Source organism: Variovorax sp. 05T418 (assembly GCF_056396385.1).
The window spans coordinates 170071-185260 of record NZ_JBFTLJ010000010.1 but is presented as its reverse complement, the minus strand read 5'-3'; the positions used below and the strand labels follow the sequence as shown (position 1 = coordinate 185260).

Below are 15190 nucleotides of genomic sequence, written 5' to 3'. Positions count from 1 at the left end.
CGCAGCCGCTTCGCCAATGAAGATCGGAGTGCCTGCATGCGTCGAAGCGCCGGGCGCCACGCCGGCCTCCTTGGCCGGGCATCGTTCATGCAATGTTCAAGCCAAAGATCAATCTCGGCACGCCTTGTGCGGCCGAAAGGAAGTGCGCGTGGCCAATCAGATATCCGCCGGCAGCCCTGCTGCCGGCATGCGTGGTGGCGCCCTCGTTGTCGAGGGCAGCCGGGGCGTGTCGGAGCGCATGCGGCGCATCCTTGCCACGGTGGCGCCCGGCCTGGAGCTGGCGGCCGCGTCGACGCAGGCCGAGGCCCGCTTCATGCTGGCCACGCAGGCCTTCAGCCTCGTGCTCGTGGGCATGGACGGGCCGGATGGCGATGGCGCGGCATTGATCCGCCACGTGCGCATGGCCTATCCGCACATCGACGCCATCGCCATGTCGGAAACCGACGATGACGGCCTGGTGGGCGCCGCCATTGCCGCGGGTGCGGTGGGCTACGTGCTGACCGAGGCCGACGACGCCGAACTCGCGTTCCTGCTGCGCTCCATCGAACGCGGCGGCGCGCCGGTGGATTCACGCATTGCGCGCCGCATCCTCGGCCTGTTCGCTGCTTCCGCCCAGCCCAAGCCGATTGCCATCCACCCCGTGCCCGCGAGCCTGGCGGAAGGCAAGCCGCTGCTGTCTCCGCGCGAGCTGAAGGTGCTGCGCCTCATCGCCCAGGGCTGGAGCAACCAGCAGATCGCCGAGGCCGTGTCGCTTTCGGTCAACACCATCGAGTTTCACGCGAAGAACATCTACCGCAAGCTGTCCGTCAAGTCGCGGACCCAGGCGGTGCACCAGGCCACGCAGCAGGGCCTCTTCAACTGACGCGAACGGAGGCGCGGAGGCGGGGCGCGGGGCGTGCCCGCAACAGGGTCAACGGTTGCGCAATGCAGCACGATCCTGTAACGTTCTGTAAGTGCGACGTCAGCAACGTTGCCGGACTCTCTCCCACTCTTTCTGGAGCCATCTTGAAGATCACCAAACGCCGCTTGCTCGAAAGCGGCGCAGCAGCAGTTGCCGCATCGCTTTTTGCACCCGGATCGTGGGCCCAGCGCGCCGGTACCGCCGCTGCCGGCGGCGACGCCGCCTGGCCGACCAAGCCCGTTCGCATCCTCGTGGGGTTTCCCGCGGGCGCATCGCCCGACCTGGCGGCGCGCGCCATTGCCGAGCCGCTGTCGAAGATCCTGCGCCAGCCGGTCACGGTCGAGAACAAGCCCGGCGCCAGCGGCAACCTGGTGGCCGACCAGGTGGCCAAGGCGACCGACGACCACACCATCGGCGCGCTGATCAACGGCAATCTCACCATTGCCAGGCTGCTCAATCCCAAGCTGAGCTTCGATCCCGAGAAAGACTTTGCGCCGGTCGGCATGATCGGCACCGCGCCGCTGGTGCTGGCGGTGTCGGGCAACGCCACCGGCAAGACGGCGGCCGAGCAACTGCTGTGGGTGCGCAACCTCGGCAGCGGCGGCAAGTACGGCACCCCGGGCGTGGGCACCGTGGGCCACCTGGGCATGGAACTGCTCAAGAGCCGCGCCGCCATCACCGCGCAGCACAAGCCCTACACCGGCAATCCGCAGGTCATTGCCGGCTTGCTGGCGGGCGAGATCCAGCTGGCGCTGCTGCCGCCGGGCCTGGCCCTGCCGCATCTGAAGTCGGGCAAGCTCAAGGCCATTGGCGTGACCTCGCCCGAGCGCAGCCCGCTGGCCAGCGAACTGCCCACGATCCGCGACGCCGACGTGCGCGGCGCCGACCTCGAGATCTGGACCGCCCTGGCCGCGCCCGCGGGCATGAAGCCCGCCGCCATCGCCAAGCTGAATGCCGCGCTGGCCGAGGTGCTCGGCTCGCCCGAGGTGAGCCAGGCGCTCTTGAAGACCGGCTGGCAGGCGCAGCCCGGTTCGCCCGACGCGCTGGCCAAGCGCATGCGCGCCGACACCACGCGCCTGGGCGGGGTCATCATCATGAAGGGCATCCACTCCGAAGCTTAGGACGCCCCCCGAAGCGCCTTCTCGTTACAGCAGCCGCGAAACCTTCTTCGCGGCATCCATCAGCGCCGGCAATATCGTCTCCTGCATCACCTTGGCGCTGGTGCGGTTGGCCTGCCCGCTGATGTTCAGCGCGGCCACCATGCGGCCCTGGCGGTTGACGATGGGCGCGGCCACGGAGATCAGGCCTTCTTCCAGCTCCTGGTTCACCAGGCACCACTGCTGCCTGCGCGCCTGCGCCACCTTGGCCATGAGCGCGTCCACGTCGGTCACCGTGTGCTTGGTGAGCGCCTGGCGATCGGAGGCCTCGAGCCGCGCGCGCACCTCTTCGTCGTCCAGGTCGGCCAGCAGCAGCCGGCCAAGCGAGGTGCAGTAGGCCGGCAGGCGCGAGCCCACGCCCAGGCTGATGTGCATGATCTTCTTGGTGGGCACGCGCATCACGTAGACGATGTCGGTGGCGTCCAGCACCGCGGCCGAGCAGGACTCCTGCACCTGCTGCACCAGCGCTTCCATCACGGGCTCGGCGCGGTTCCAGATCGGCATCGAAGAAAGATACGCAAAGCCCAGGTCGAGGATGCGCGGCGTGAGCGTGAAGAGCTTGCCGTCGCTCACCACATAGCCCAGCGTCTGCAGCGTGAGCAGGATGCGCCGCGCGCCCGCCCGCGTGAGGCCGCTGGCGGCCGCCACCTCGCTGAGCGTCTGGCGCGGCGCGCTTTCTCTGAACGAGCGGATCACCTGGAGCCCGCGCGCGAACGACTGCACGTAGCTGTCGCCGGGGGCGGGCGTCTCTGCTTGCGGGGTATGGGTTGCCATGTGGAACGATCCTCTTTAGAATTCATTATACGAACAAATGTTCTTTATACGAACAAATCGGCGATTCGCAAGACACGGAATCGGCCCGGTCTGGTCGGATGGCTGGGGCAGGTCGTTCGCACGGTTCGATTTCTCTTTCTTTCCTCACTCCCGGAGACAGGCTTCATGATCAACAAGATCGCGCGCTCGGTCGCCGATGCCCTGGCAGGCATCCCAGACGGCGCCACGGTTCTCATCGGCGGTTTCGGCACCGCCGGCATTCCCGGCGAACTCATCGACGGCCTCGTCGAGCAGGGCGCCAAGGACCTCACCGTCGTCAACAACAATGCCGGCAACGGCGAAACCGGCCTGGCCGCGCTGCTCAAGGCCGGCCGCGTGCGCAAGATCATCTGCAGCTTTCCGCGCCAGGCCGACAGCCAAGTGTTCGACGGGCTCTACCGCAGCGGCAAGATCGAACTCGAACTGGTGCCCCAGGGCAACCTGGCCGAGCGCATCCGCGCCGCGGGCGCCGGCATTGGCGCCTTCTTCTGCCCCACGGGCTACGGCACGCAGCTCGCGGGCAACCGCGAAACCCGCGAGATCGACGGCAAGCAGTACGTGCTCGAATACCCGATCCACGGCGACGTGGCCCTCATCAAGGCCGAGCGCGGCGACCGCTGGGGCAACCTGGTCTACCGCAAGGCCGCGCGCAACTTCGGCCCGGTGATGGCCATGGCCGCGAAGAAGACCATTGCCACCGTGCACGACATCGCCGAGCTCGGCACCCTCGACCCCGAGACCGTCGTGACCCCGGGCATCTTCGTGCACCAGGTGGTGCGCATCGAACGCGTGGCCACCCAGGCCGGCGGTTTCAAGAAGGCAGCATGACCATGAGCACCACTTACACACGTCGCACCAAGGACCAGCTCGCCGCCCGCGTGGCGCAGGACATCTTCGACGGCGCCGTCGTCAACCTGGGCATCGGCCAGCCCACGCTGGTGGCCAACCACCTGCCCAAGGGCCGCGAGGTCATCCTGCAGAGCGAGAACGGCATCCTCGGCATGGGCCCCGCGCCCGAGGCCGGCGAAGAGGACTACGACCTCATCAACGCCGGCAAGCAGCCCGTCACGCTGCTGCCGGGCGGCTCGTTCTTCCACCATGCCGACAGCTTCGCGATGATGCGCGGCGGCCACCTCGACATCTGCGTGCTCGGCGCATTCCAGGTGTCGGCCACGGGCGACCTGGCCAACTGGCACACGGGAGAGAAAGACGCGATTCCCGCAGTCGGCGGTGCCATGGACCTGGCCATCGGCGCCAAGCAGACCTGGGTCATGATGGACCTGCTGACCAAGCAGGGCGCGAGCAAGCTGGTGCAGGAATGCAGCTATCCGCTGACCGGCATCGCCTGCGTCAAGCGCGTGTACTCCGACCTCGCCACGCTCGAATGCACGCCCGAGGGCCTGAAGCTCGTCGACCTGGTCGAGGGCCTCAGCCGCGAAGAGCTCGAAAAGCTGGTCGGCCTGCCGATCGCTGCCTGACCCGTTCACTTCCATTACGGAGACAACTCACATGACCAACCAAGCCTTCATCTGCGACGCCGTTCGCACCCCCTTCGGCCGCTACGGCGGTTCGCTCAGCAGCGTGCGCACCGACGACCTGGGCGCCGTGCCGCTCAAGGCGCTGATGGAACGCAACAAGAACGTCGACTGGCAGGCCGTGAGCGACGTGCTCTACGGCTGCGCCAACCAGGCCGGCGAAGACAACCGCAACGTCGCGCGCATGTCGGCGCTGCTCGCGGGCCTGCCGCTCGAAATCGGCGGCGGCACCATCAACCGCCTGTGCGGTTCGGGCCTCGATGCGCTGGGCACCGCAGCGCGCGCCATCCGCGCCGGTGAAGCCGGCCTCATGATTGCCGGCGGCGTCGAAAGCATGAGCCGCGCCCCCTTTGTCATGCCCAAGGCCGAGAGCGCCTTCAGCCGCAACAACGCGGTGTACGACACCACCATCGGCTGGCGCTTCGTCAACAAGCTCATGAAGGCGCAGTACGGCGTCGACTCCATGCCCGAGACGGCCGAGAACGTGGCCACCGACTACAAGATCGAGCGCGAGGCGCAGGACCTGATGGCGCTCAACTCGCAGCTGCGCGCCGTGGCCTCGCAGAAGTCCGGCTTCTTCGACGCCGAAATCGTGCCCGTGACCGTGCCGCAGAAAAAGGGCGACGCCATCATCGTCAACAAGGACGAGCATCCGCGCGAAACCAGCCTCGAATCGCTCGCCAAGCTCAAGGGCGTGGTGCGCCCCGACGGCACCGTGACGGCCGGCAATGCCAGTGGCGTGAACGACGGCGCCTGCGCGCTGCTGCTGGCCGACGAAGCCAGCGCCGCCAAGCATGGCCTCACGCCGCGCGCCCGCGTGGTCGGCATGGCCACCGCCGGTGTCGCGCCGCGCGTGATGGGCATCGGCCCCGCGCCCGCCACGCAGAAGGTGCTGGCGCTCACCGGCCTCACGCTCGACCAGCTCGACGTGATCGAGCTCAACGAAGCCTTCGCGGCGCAAGGCCTTGCCGTGCTGCGCCTGCTGGGCCTGCAGGACAACGACCCGCGCGTCAACATCAACGGCGGCGCCATTGCGCTCGGCCACCCGCTGGGTGCCAGCGGCGCGCGCCTGGCCACCACCGCGGTCAACCAGCTGCACAAGGGCGGCGGCCGCTACGCGCTGTGCACCATGTGCATCGGCGTGGGCCAGGGCATTGCCGTGATCCTGGAACGCGTCTGATGGACCGCGCCCGTCGCGGCCTGCTGCTGGGGCTGCTGGCGGCGGCGGGGCTGCCTGCGCACGCGCAGAGCGAGGCCCGGCCGATCCGCATCGTCGTGCCCTTTGCGGCCGGCGGCGGCAACGACGTGTTCGCGCGCCAGATGGCCAAGGGCCTGGGCGAGCTGCGCAAGCAGGGCGTCATCGTCGACAACAAGCCCGGCGCGGGCGGCAACCTCGGCACTGAGCAGGTGGTGCGCAGCGCGCCCGACGGCAGCACGCTGCTGCTGGGCCACACCGGCACCGTGTCGATCAACCCGGCGCTCTACAAGGACCTGAAGTTCGACGCGCGCAAGGACCTGCTGCCGGTGGCCATGTTCGCTTCGTCCGCGCTGGTGCTGGTGGTGCCCGCGGCATCGAAGATCCGCACCGTGGCCGATCTGGTCGCCGAGGCCAAGGCCCGGCCGGGCCTGCTCGACTACGCCTCGAGCGGCAGCGGCACCGGCGGCCACCTGACCGGCGAGCTCTTCGCAGAGCGCACCGGCACGCGGATCAATCACATTCCCTACAAGGGCACCAACCCCGGCCTCACCGACCTGGCGGGCGGGCAGGTGCAGATGATGTTCAGCGTCGTTCCGCCCGCGCTCGCGCTGGTCAAGGGCGGGCGGCTGCGCGCCGTTGCGGTCACGGGCGCCAAGCGCCTGCCTTCGCTGCCCGAGGTGCCCACCGTGGCCGAGTCGGGCCTGCGCGAACTCGCGGGCTTCGAGAGCACGCTGACCTACGGCGTCCTCGCGCCGCGCGGCACGCCCGACGCTTTCGTGAAGGAGCTTTCGGCGCAGATGCTCCAGGTGGCGGGCAGCGCCGAGTTCCAGTCGCGCCTGGGCGTGGAAGGCGCCGTGCCGCTGCTCGGCGGCCCGGCCGAATACGCCGCCCTCATCGCGAAGGAAAGCGCGCTCTGGGCCGGCATCGTCAAGGCTTCGGGCGCTACTGTGGAGTGAGCACGCGGCCTCTGGAACCTCAACTAAAGTCGAGGTCCAGAGGTCTCGATGAAATCCAAGCCAGCAGAACCACCGCACGATTTTCCCGCCACGCTGTCTGTGGGCGAGGTCGCGCACCGCAGCGGGGTGCCGGTGTCCACCCTTCATTTCTACGAATCCAAGGGGCTCATCGCGAGCCACCGGGCGCCCAGCAACCATCGCCGCTATGGGCGAGACGTGCTCCGGCGCGTGGCGTTCATCCGCGTCGCGCAGCGCGTGGGCATTGCGCTGGCCGACATCGCCGATGCGCTGGCCACGCTGCCCACCTCGGCCGCGCCCAGCCGCGCAGACTGGGCGCGGCTTTCGGCCGGCTGGCGCGCCGAGCTGGACGAACGCATGGCCCAGCTCAAGAAGCTGCGCGACACGCTGGACGACTGCATCGGCTGCGGCTGCCTGTCGATCGACCGCTGCCGCCTGCGCAACCCGGCCGACAAGCTGTCGTCGGAAGGGCCCGGCGCCCGCCGGCTCGTGATCAGGCGCGCGGAAGACTGAGGGATTGCCGCTCCTCGCCGATGGGAAGCCGCGACATCAGTTCGTTCGTCTCGGCGGCAGACATCGCGAGCACCAGCCGCTCGAACTCGGCGCGGTAGCAGGGCAGCATCAGCGTGGCCGTCAGCGCGTGGGCATCGTCACTGCGCGCAAGGTACGCATGGCATGCGGCAATGCTTCGATGGATCTGGAGCGCCTCTGCGACGCGGGCGGAGGTTTGCGGGTCATGGTTCATGCTGCGCAATGTGCAGCCTCAACCTAACTTGAGGTCAAGCGGAATGAATACCGAGCCGGTCAGTTCATGGCTTCGACGGCCGAAGCGAGCACATAGCCTTCGCTGCGCACGGTCTTGATGTAGCGGGGCTCGCGCGCATCGTCGCGCAGCCGCTGGCGCAGCCGGCTCACGAGCAGGTCGATGGAGCGCTCGAAGAGCTCGGCCTCGCGGCCCTGGGTGAGGCTGAGCAATTGGTCGCGGCTCAGCACCTTCTGCGGATGGTCCAGGAACACGCGCAGCAGCCGGTATTCGGCGCCGCTCAGCGCCACCATGACGCCGCTGTCGTCGATCAGGTGGCGCGCCACCGTGTCGACCTGCCATTCGCCGAAGGCCAGTTTCTGGGAGGGTTCGACCGCACCCATGTTCGGCGGCAGCATGCGCGTGCGCCGCATCACGGCGCGCAGGCGCGCGAGCAGCTCGCGTGCGGAAAAAGGTTTGGCCAGGTAGTCGTCGGCGCCCATCTCCAGGCCCAGGATGCGGTCGGCCTCCTCGCTGCGCGCGGTCAGCATCAGGATGGGCGTGGCCTTGTACTTGCCGGTGCGCAGGTCGCGGCACAGCGTGAGCCCGTCTTCGCCGGGCAGCATCAGGTCGAGGATGATCAGGTCGAACGGACCCGACTCTTCGAGCGCGGCGCGCATGTGGCGGCCGGTGGGCACCGCGACCACGCGCAAGCCGTTCTTCACCAGGTAGGTGGTGAGCAGTTCGCGGATTTCCCGGTCGTCGTCGACGATGAGGATGTGGTCGGAGGTCTTTGGCGTCATGGCGGTGAGCAAAAAAGGGTGGGTGCGGAAAGCGCCCCGCAGCCGCAATGTAGCCGCCCGCCCGCTCTGGGCCGGCGGTTTTGTATTCGCAAGTATCTGGCGCGGCGGGCGCCGTACACAGGCATACGCAATCCGCGCGGGCAGGGGGAAGGCGGCTCAACAATCCGTGCGTTCCCGAACCAACCCACCCAAGGAAACCACCATGACCCGCATCGAAAAAGTTCTCTACACCGGCAAGACCCACACCTCATCGGGTGGCCGCGACGGCGAGGCACGCAGCTCCGACGGCCGCCTGGACATCAAGCTCTCGTCGCCCGGCAGCGCCGGCAGCGGCACCAACCCGGAGCAGCTGTTCGCGGCCGGCTGGTCGGCCTGCTTCATCGGCGCCATGGGCAAGGCGGCGGGCAGGATGAAGGTCGCATTGCCGCCCGACCTGGCCGTCGATGCCGAGGTCGACCTGGGCACGGCGGGCGGCGAGTACTTCCTGCAGGCACGCCTGAACGTGAGCCTGCCGGGCCTGGACCGCGAAGTGGCGCAGGCCCTGACGGACGCGGCGCACCAGACCTGCCCCTATTCGAAGGCCACCCGGGGCAATATCGACGTTTCCATCCACCTGGTGTGAGCCAGCGGCGGCGTGCAGAGCCGCGCCGCATGAACGAAGAAGAAGGTGTCCATGTCCACTCCCGCGAATCCTCCCGCGAACCCGGCCGGCACTGTGCGCGGCTGGCGCCGGCTGCTGCCCGGCTCGCTGTTCTCCCGCGTGACGCTGATCATCGTGGTGGGCCTGGCGATTGCGCAGCTGCTCACCTTCGCGGCGATCCGCTACGAGCGGAACATGGCGCTGCGCGAGCTGATGATGATCGGCATCGAGCGCGACATCGCGAGCTCGGTCGCCATCCTCGACCGCCTGCCCGCCGCCGAGCGCGCCGGCTGGCTCGACCGGCTGGAGCGGCGCAACTACCGCTTCGTGCTGGGCGGCAGTGCAGAGGGCACCGAGCCCGGCTCGCTGCAGTCGCGGCAGTTTGCCGCGGCCATCGTCGATGCAATGCGCCCGTTCCAGGTCGTCAAGGTCGGCGAGGTGGCCTGGCCGCCGGAGGGCCTGCAGATCCAGGTGCGCCTGGGCGACGGGTCTTCCGTGGTCGTCCATGCAGTGCGCGTGGGCATGCCGGTGTCGGGCTGGGTGATGTGGCTGCTTGCGGCCCAACTGGTGGTGCTGGCCGTGTGCGCCTGGTATGCGGTGCGGCTGGTGACGCGGCCGCTCGCGCAGCTTTCCGAGGCGGCCGACCGGCTCGGGCCCGACCTCAAGGGCCGCACGCTCGCGGAAGAGGGCCCCACCGAAGTGGCGCATGCGGCGCGCGCCTTCAACGCCATGCAGCAGCGCATTGCGGGCTACATGTCCGAGCGCGTCGAGATCCTCGCGGCCATCTCGCACGACCTGCAGACGCCCATCACGCGGATGCGGCTGCGCACCGACCTGATGGACGACGAGCACGACCGCGAGAAATTCCGCCAGGACCTCGACGCCATGCACTCGCTGGTGCGCGAAGGCGTGACCTACGCGCGCACGCTCCATGGCGCCGCGGAGCCGCCGCTGCGCATCGATGCCGACGCGCTGCTCGAGAGCATGGTGGCCGACTACGAAGACGTGGGCCAGCAGGTGCGGCTCGAAGGCAAGGCCGGCGCGCCGATCGTGAGCCGCCCGCATGCGCTGCGCCGCATCCTGATGAACCTGATCGACAACGCGCTCAAGTTCGGCAGCGAGGTGCGCCTGCGCGTGCATGCCGAAGAAGACGGCCGGCTGGTGCTGAGCGTGCTCGACAACGGCCCCGGCATTCCGCCGGACGAGCTCGACGCCGTGCTCAAGCCTTTCTACCGCGTCGAGAGCTCGCGCAACCGCAGCACCGGCGGCACCGGGCTGGGCCTGGCCATTGCGCACCAGCTGGCCATGGCCATGGGCGCCGAGCTCACGCTGAAGAACCGCACCGAAGGCGGGCTCGAGGCCCGGCTCGCGCTGGCCGCTCCGGCGCGCACCAATCTCCAGGACTGAATCATGCTCATCCTCTTCATTGCCTACCTGGGCGGGGTGCTCACCATCCTGAGCCCCTGCATCCTGCCGGTGCTGCCCTTCGTGTTTGCGCGCGCCGACCGACCGTTCCGCTCGCACGGCCTGCCGATGCTGCTGGGCATGGCGCTGGCCTTTGCCGCCGTGGCCACGCTGGCGGCGGTGGGCGGCGGGTGGATCGTCACGCTCAACGAATACGGCCGCCATGCCGCCATCGCGCTGCTCGCGCTGTTCGGCCTGACTTTGCTGTTCCCCGGCGTGGCCGAGCGCCTCGGCCGGCCGCTGGTGGCGCTGGGCGTCCGCATGTCCGAGCCGCGCGGCGGCGATGGCGCGGCACCTGCATCCGGGTTCTCGCCGCTGCTGCTGGGCGTGGGCACGGGCCTGCTCTGGGCGCCGTGCGCGGGGCCGATCCTCGGCCTGATCCTGACGGGCGCGGCGCTCAATGGCGCGAGCGTCGGCACCTCGCTGCTGCTGCTGGCCTATGCGGCCGGCGCCTGCACCTCGCTCGCGGCCGCGCTGCTGTTCGGCGGGCGGCTTCTCTCTGTCATGAAGCGTTCGCTGCATACCGGCGAATGGGTGCGGCGCGCCGCCGGCGCGGCCGTGCTGGTGGGCGTGGGCGCCATTGCGCTCGGGCTGGACACCGGCTTGCTCGCCCGCCTGTCGGTGGGCACCACGTCGGCGCTGGAGCAGGCGCTGGTGGACAGGATCAAGCCAGGCAAGCCGCAGCCGGAACCGGTCGCGCTGCGCGAAGACGCGGGCCTCGTGCGCGTGTCGGACGATCGCACGGCCCCGCCGCCCGCGCGCGAGCTCAGGGTCGAAGGCCGCTTTCCCTCCTTGGCCGGCGCCACCGAATGGATCAACTCCGCGCCGCTCGCGCCCGAGGCCCTGCGCGGCAAGGTGGTGCTGGTCGACTTCTGGACCTACTCGTGCATCAATTGCCTGCGCACGCTGCCCTACCTTCGTGCATGGGCCGAGAAGTACAAGGACGCGGGGCTGGTGGTCATCGGCGTGCATTCGCCGGAGTTCGCGTTCGAGAAGCAGCCGGCCAACGTGCGCAAGGCCGTCAAGGACCTGGGCATCGGCTTTCCGGTGGCGCTGGACAACGACTTCGCGATCTGGCGCGGCTTCGACAACCAGGCCTGGCCCGCGTTCTATTTCATCGATGCCGAGGGCCGCATCCGCCACCACCAGTTCGGCGAGAACCGCTACGACAAGGCCGAGCAGGTGATCCAGCAGCTGCTGGCCGAGGCGGGCCAGACCCGCATCGCCGCCGGGCTGGTGGCGCCGCTCGGGCAGGGTACCCAGGCCGCGCCCGGCGCCGAGCCGGCGCTCTCCGGCGAAACCTACCTGGGCCACGAGCGTGCGCACGGCTTTGCCTCGCCCGGGGGCATCGTGCGGGACCATGCGAAGGTCTACCAGGCCGCAGGCCCGGCGCTGCGCACCAACCAGTGGTCGCTGGCCGGCGACTGGACGGTGGAGGCCGAGCGCGCCATGCTGAACAGCGCCAACGGCCGGATCGCCTATCGCTTCCAGGCGCGCGACCTGCACCTGGTGCTGGGCCCGGCGGCCAATGGCAAGCCGGTGCGCTTCAGGGTGCTGGTGGATGGAAAGCCGCCGCTCGCGGACCACGGCTTTGACACCGACGCACAGGGCTACGGCGTGATCGATGCACAGAAGCTGTACCAGCTGGTGCGGCAGGCGGAGGGCAGCCGGGAGCGGCTGTTCGAGATCGAGTTTTTCGACGCCGGCGCGCAGGCCTACGCGTTCACTTTCGGTTGAGCGCTGACGCGGCTCGGGCGTGGACCGGGCGGCCGAGCCTGCGTGTCAGGCGGCCCAGGCGCTCAGCGAGAGCCGCCGCAGCATGTCGGTCTGGCGCGATTCCTCGGCATCCCGCAGGCTCTTGGCCGCGCGGGCCGCCACGTAGCTGACGTACAGCGTCTCGATGGCCTTGGCCCAGTCGTGCATCTTCTGGGACACCGCACCGGCCGAGGCATCCTCGGCCGGACAGGCGGGCACCTCGAAACCGGCTTTGCTGAGGATGGTGGCTTTCTGGAAGATGGTGAGCATGGGGCGGGCCTCCTGGCCTTTGGGTATGGGCATCAGGTTAGCGTTGGCGCAAGAGGCGTGCCATCCGCTGCATGACGTATGTGACTGTCGGTAAGCGAGCTTCCCGCTGCGCCGCGGCCGCGGTTTTCTAGGCCTTAAGCCTTAGGCCGGCTTCGATTCGGCGTGCTGCCAGACCAGCGTGGCGGCCGCCAGGTCTTCGAGCGCGCTGCCCACGGCCTTGAAGACCGTGCGCTCTTCGCGGCCCGTGCGGCCCGCGCATTCGCCCCGGCAGAGTGCGGCCAGCGTGCCTTGCACCTCATCGGCGCGCAGCGTGCCGGCCGCGATCGCGTCGAGCAGCTCGCCGGCCTTCTGCAGCGCCTCGGTGGTGTCGACGAAGGTGCGCGCACCCTCGAAGCAGCGCACGTCGGCCTCGCGCATGGCGGGCGTGAAGCTGCCGATCAGGTCGAGGTGCGAACCCGGCGCCAGCCATTCGCCGCGCACCAGCGGCGCGGTGGCCAGCGTGGCGCAGCTCACGATGTCGGCCTGGCGCACGGCCGCTTCGAGCCCGGTGGCGGCCCGGGCGTTGAACCCTTCGGCGCGCCATTGCGCGGCCAGGGCCTGGGCGCCTTCGGGCCGGTGGTTCCACACGAGCACCCCGTCGATGGGCCGCACGCTCGCATGCGCGGCGGGCAGCAGCCGCGCGACGCGGCCGGTGCCCAGCACCAGCAGGCGGCGTGCATCGGTGCGCGCCAGGAACGAGGCGCCCAGCGCCGACGCCGCGGCCGTGCGGCGCGCGGTGAGCTCGTTGCCGTCCATCATGGCCAGCGGCACGCCGGTGCGCGCGTCGTACAGCACATAGGTCGCATGCAGGCCGGGCAGGCCGCGCGCGCTGTTGCCCGGAAAGATGTTGATGGTCTTGATGCCCAGAAAGCCCGCGTCGCTCCACGCCGGCATGATGAGCACGGTGCCCTTGTCGGCGCCGGCGGTCTCGATGGCGTGCACATGGCGCGGCGGCACCTGCGCCTCGGCCGCGAAGGCTGCGCGCAGCGCAGGCACGAGCCGCGCAAAGTCCAGCGGCTCGCGGGTGGCGGTGGGGTCGAAATGTTTCATGTCGGCGTGGAGGCTGCGGGGCGCCGGGAGGATAGCTCAGCCCGCCGCGATGCGGCTCCATTCGAGCCCGTGCTTGGCCAGGTACTTGCGCAGCCGGTCGGCATCGTTCACCACGCTGCGCTGCGCGCGCGAGGCCTGGAAGAGCTGCCGCCCCGCATCCGACAGGCTGCGCGAGTCGCGGCACACACGCACCACCGCTTCGAGCTGCAGCCGGTCGAACAGGTCGAGCGCGGCCGCGCGGTCATCGCCGAGCAGGCTGCCGAGGTCGATGTCGGCAGCGCCTGCATTTCGCCTGGCCGGGCCCTCGCGGTTCCAGAGCCAGCGCAGCCGCTCGATCTCCGCTTCGACCAGCGCCACCGGAATGCGCCCGCCGTCCGCCAGCGTGGCCAGCCGCGTCACGCTGGCCGAGAGGTCGCGGAAGTTGCCGCACCACAGCGCCTCGCCGCTCTGCGCGAAGCGCAGGTAGGCCGCGCGCGCCTCGGCGTTGAAGCGCACCACGCGGTGGTTCTCGGCCGCGTGGATGGCCAGCAGGTGGTCGATGTTGGGCTCGATGTCCTCGGGCCGCTGCGCGAGGCCGGGCAGGTCGTAGGTCCAGAGGTTGATGCGCGCGAACAGGTCTTCGCGGAAACGCCCCTCGGCCACGTCGCTGCGCAGGTCGCGGTTGGTGCCGGCGATCAGCTGGAAATCGCTCTCCACTTCCTTGTCGGCGCCCACCGGGAAGAAGCGCTTCTCCTCGATGGCCTTGAGCAGCATCGCCTGCTCATCGAGCCCGAGTTCGCCGATCTCGTCGAGGAACAGCGCGCCCTGGTTCGCCGTGCGCAGCAGCCCGGCCCGGTCGCTTGCCGCGCCGGTGAAGGAGCCCTTCCTGTGGCCGAACAGCGTGGAGGCCGCGCCGTCGCCGCGCAGCGTGGCGCAGTTCACTTCGACGAACGGCCCGCTCATCTGGTGGCGCGCCTGCTTCAGCTCGAACATGCGCCGCGCGAGGAAGGACTTGCCCGCACCCGTCGGCCCCACCAGCAGGATCGGCGCGCGCGAACGCACGGCCACGCGCTCGATCTCGTCGATCAGCGCGTTGAAGCGCGCATTGCGCGTGGCAATGCCGCTCTTGAGGAACGCGACCGCGTCGCGCTGCTCCGCGTCGAAGCGCCGCGCGATCACGTCGTAGCGCGACAGGTCGAGGTCGATCAGCGTGCACTTGCCGGCCTCGCCTTCGCGCTGCTTCCGGGGCGGCGAAGTCTGCGCGAGCACGCCCGGCACCACGCGCGATTCCGACAGCAGGAACATGCAGATCTGCGCCACATGCGTGCCGGTGGTGATGTGCGTCCAGTACTGCTCGCGCTCGGTGTCGAAGGTGTAGGCGCGCGCCCAGTCGTACAGCCGCGTGTAGACCTCGCCGAAGTCCCAGGGGTCCGCGAGGTCGAAGGGCACGAGGTTGACCGCGGTCTCGGGCGACACGGCCTCGATGTCAGCCTTCACCACCTCGGCCAGCGCCTTGTGCTTGAGCGTGTAGAGCAGCTCCATGCGCGAGACGACCATGTCCTCGTGCTGCGCGAGCGAGACCGTCGGGCGCCACTTGTTCCAGCGGCCCGCGCCCTGGCCGGCGTCGAGCTGGGTGCCGAGGAAGCCGATGACGACGATGGGTTTCATTCGATGAAGCTAAATTACTAGCCAATATTCTAGTTTCATGAAGAGACAGCAGAATCATTTTTCACGCGAAATATCGAAAAAATCCAATGACATCAACGACTTGAAGAAAGTCGCGGCACGCGGACCATATTGGCACGCTCTTCGCAAGGAGAGGTCCCAAGCGCCGTTGTGGCGTGAGTCGGGGGAGGGTGCATCGGCATCC

General features: G+C 69.3%; 16 protein-coding genes. 10 read left to right on the top strand and 6 right to left on the bottom strand.

Annotated features, from left to right (window positions below):
* Window positions 1-148: 148 nt before the first annotated feature.
* Together AC1DMS_RS20840 and AC1DMS_RS20835 are read left to right on the top strand one after the other, a co-directional pair.
* Window positions 149-862, top strand: a complete 714-nt coding sequence (locus AC1DMS_RS20840) for a helix-turn-helix transcriptional regulator (protein ID WP_278880153.1) — start codon at window positions 149-151, stop codon at window positions 860-862.
* A 143-nt stretch (window positions 863-1005) separates the two neighbouring features.
* Window positions 1006-2022, top strand: coding sequence for a Bug family tripartite tricarboxylate transporter substrate binding protein (locus AC1DMS_RS20835; protein ID WP_062365501.1), 1017 nt, complete (start codon window positions 1006-1008; stop codon window positions 2020-2022).
* Between the two features lie 24 nt (window positions 2023-2046).
* Here AC1DMS_RS20835 and AC1DMS_RS20830 read toward each other — a convergent pair whose 3' ends face one another.
* Window positions 2047-2832: an IclR family transcriptional regulator domain-containing protein gene (locus AC1DMS_RS20830; RefSeq protein ID WP_062365502.1), complete on the bottom strand. Its 786-nt coding sequence runs from the start codon at window positions 2830-2832 to the stop codon at window positions 2047-2049.
* 165 nt (window positions 2833-2997) lie between these two features.
* Here AC1DMS_RS20830 and AC1DMS_RS20825 point away from each other — a divergent pair, with 165 nt between their 5' ends.
* From AC1DMS_RS20825 to soxR, 5 genes are read left to right on the top strand one after another with little or no spacing between them, the layout of a single operon-like run.
* On the top strand, window positions 2998-3699 hold the full coding sequence (locus tag AC1DMS_RS20825) for a 3-oxoacid CoA-transferase subunit A (protein ID WP_015867205.1): 702 nt from the start codon (window positions 2998-3000) through the stop codon (window positions 3697-3699).
* Window positions 3696-4349, top strand: coding sequence for a 3-oxoacid CoA-transferase subunit B (locus AC1DMS_RS20820; RefSeq protein WP_015867204.1), 654 nt, complete (start codon window positions 3696-3698; stop codon window positions 4347-4349). Before AC1DMS_RS20825 ends, AC1DMS_RS20820 begins: the two co-directional genes overlap by 4 nt.
* Before the next feature lie 31 nt (window positions 4350-4380).
* Window positions 4381-5586 carry a 3-oxoadipyl-CoA thiolase gene (gene pcaF / locus AC1DMS_RS20815; RefSeq protein ID WP_015867203.1) on the top strand — a complete coding sequence of 402 codons (1206 nt, stop codon included), beginning with the start codon at window positions 4381-4383 and terminating at the stop codon, window positions 5584-5586.
* The gene (locus AC1DMS_RS20810) at window positions 5586-6560 is read left to right on the top strand and encodes a Bug family tripartite tricarboxylate transporter substrate binding protein (protein WP_062365503.1); all 975 of its coding nucleotides are present in this window, start codon (window positions 5586-5588) and stop codon (window positions 6558-6560) included. Before pcaF ends, AC1DMS_RS20810 begins: the two co-directional genes overlap by 1 nt.
* A 48-nt stretch (window positions 6561-6608) precedes the next feature.
* On the top strand, window positions 6609-7091 hold the full coding sequence (soxR, locus tag AC1DMS_RS20805; RefSeq protein WP_015867201.1) for a redox-sensitive transcriptional activator SoxR: 483 nt from the start codon (window positions 6609-6611) through the stop codon (window positions 7089-7091).
* Here soxR and AC1DMS_RS20800 read toward each other — a convergent pair.
* Window positions 7072-7323 carry a hypothetical protein gene (locus tag AC1DMS_RS20800; RefSeq protein WP_062365505.1) on the bottom strand — a complete coding sequence of 84 codons (252 nt, stop codon included), beginning with the start codon at window positions 7321-7323 and terminating at the stop codon, window positions 7072-7074. The two genes, soxR and AC1DMS_RS20800, sit on opposite strands and share 20 nt — an antisense overlap.
* A 59-nt stretch (window positions 7324-7382) precedes the next feature.
* Window positions 7383-8123 carry a response regulator gene (locus AC1DMS_RS20795; RefSeq protein ID WP_062366004.1) on the bottom strand — a complete coding sequence of 247 codons (741 nt, stop codon included), beginning with the start codon at window positions 8121-8123 and terminating at the stop codon, window positions 7383-7385.
* A gap of 202 nt (window positions 8124-8325) precedes the next feature.
* Between AC1DMS_RS20795 and AC1DMS_RS20790 the strand changes: the two genes are divergently transcribed.
* The 3 genes from AC1DMS_RS20790 to AC1DMS_RS20780 are packed head-to-tail and all read left to right on the top strand — an operon-like array spanning window position 8326 to window position 11964.
* A complete protein-coding gene (locus tag AC1DMS_RS20790; protein WP_062365506.1) occupies window positions 8326-8745 on the top strand; it encodes an organic hydroperoxide resistance protein in 420 nt (139 codons plus the stop codon).
* A gap of 51 nt (window positions 8746-8796) precedes the next feature.
* Window positions 8797-10170 (top strand): ATP-binding protein, encoded by a 1374-nt coding sequence (locus AC1DMS_RS20785; protein ID WP_062365507.1) that lies wholly within the window; start codon window positions 8797-8799, stop codon window positions 10168-10170.
* A 3-nt stretch (window positions 10171-10173) separates the two neighbouring features.
* Entirely contained in the window at window positions 10174-11964 is a 1791-nt protein-coding gene (locus AC1DMS_RS20780) for a cytochrome c biogenesis protein DipZ (protein WP_478181715.1), read from the top strand.
* A 45-nt stretch (window positions 11965-12009) separates the two neighbouring features.
* Here the strand turns inward: AC1DMS_RS20780 and AC1DMS_RS20775 are convergent, their stop codons facing one another.
* The 3 genes from AC1DMS_RS20775 to rtcR all read right to left on the bottom strand — a co-directional run bounded on the left by AC1DMS_RS20775 (window position 12010) and on the right by rtcR (window position 14988).
* The gene (locus AC1DMS_RS20775) at window positions 12010-12252 is read right to left on the bottom strand and encodes a hypothetical protein (RefSeq protein WP_015867195.1); all 243 of its coding nucleotides are present in this window, start codon (window positions 12250-12252) and stop codon (window positions 12010-12012) included.
* A gap of 141 nt (window positions 12253-12393) precedes the next feature.
* On the bottom strand, window positions 12394-13341 hold the full coding sequence (lhpI, locus tag AC1DMS_RS20770; RefSeq protein ID WP_478181714.1) for a bifunctional Delta(1)-pyrroline-2-carboxylate/Delta(1)-piperideine-2-carboxylate reductase: 948 nt from the start codon (window positions 13339-13341) through the stop codon (window positions 12394-12396).
* A gap of 36 nt (window positions 13342-13377) precedes the next feature.
* Window positions 13378-14988: an RNA repair transcriptional activator RtcR gene (gene rtcR, locus AC1DMS_RS20765; RefSeq protein WP_478181713.1), complete on the bottom strand. Its 1611-nt coding sequence runs from the start codon at window positions 14986-14988 to the stop codon at window positions 13378-13380.
* Window positions 14989-15190 lie beyond the last annotated feature (202 nt).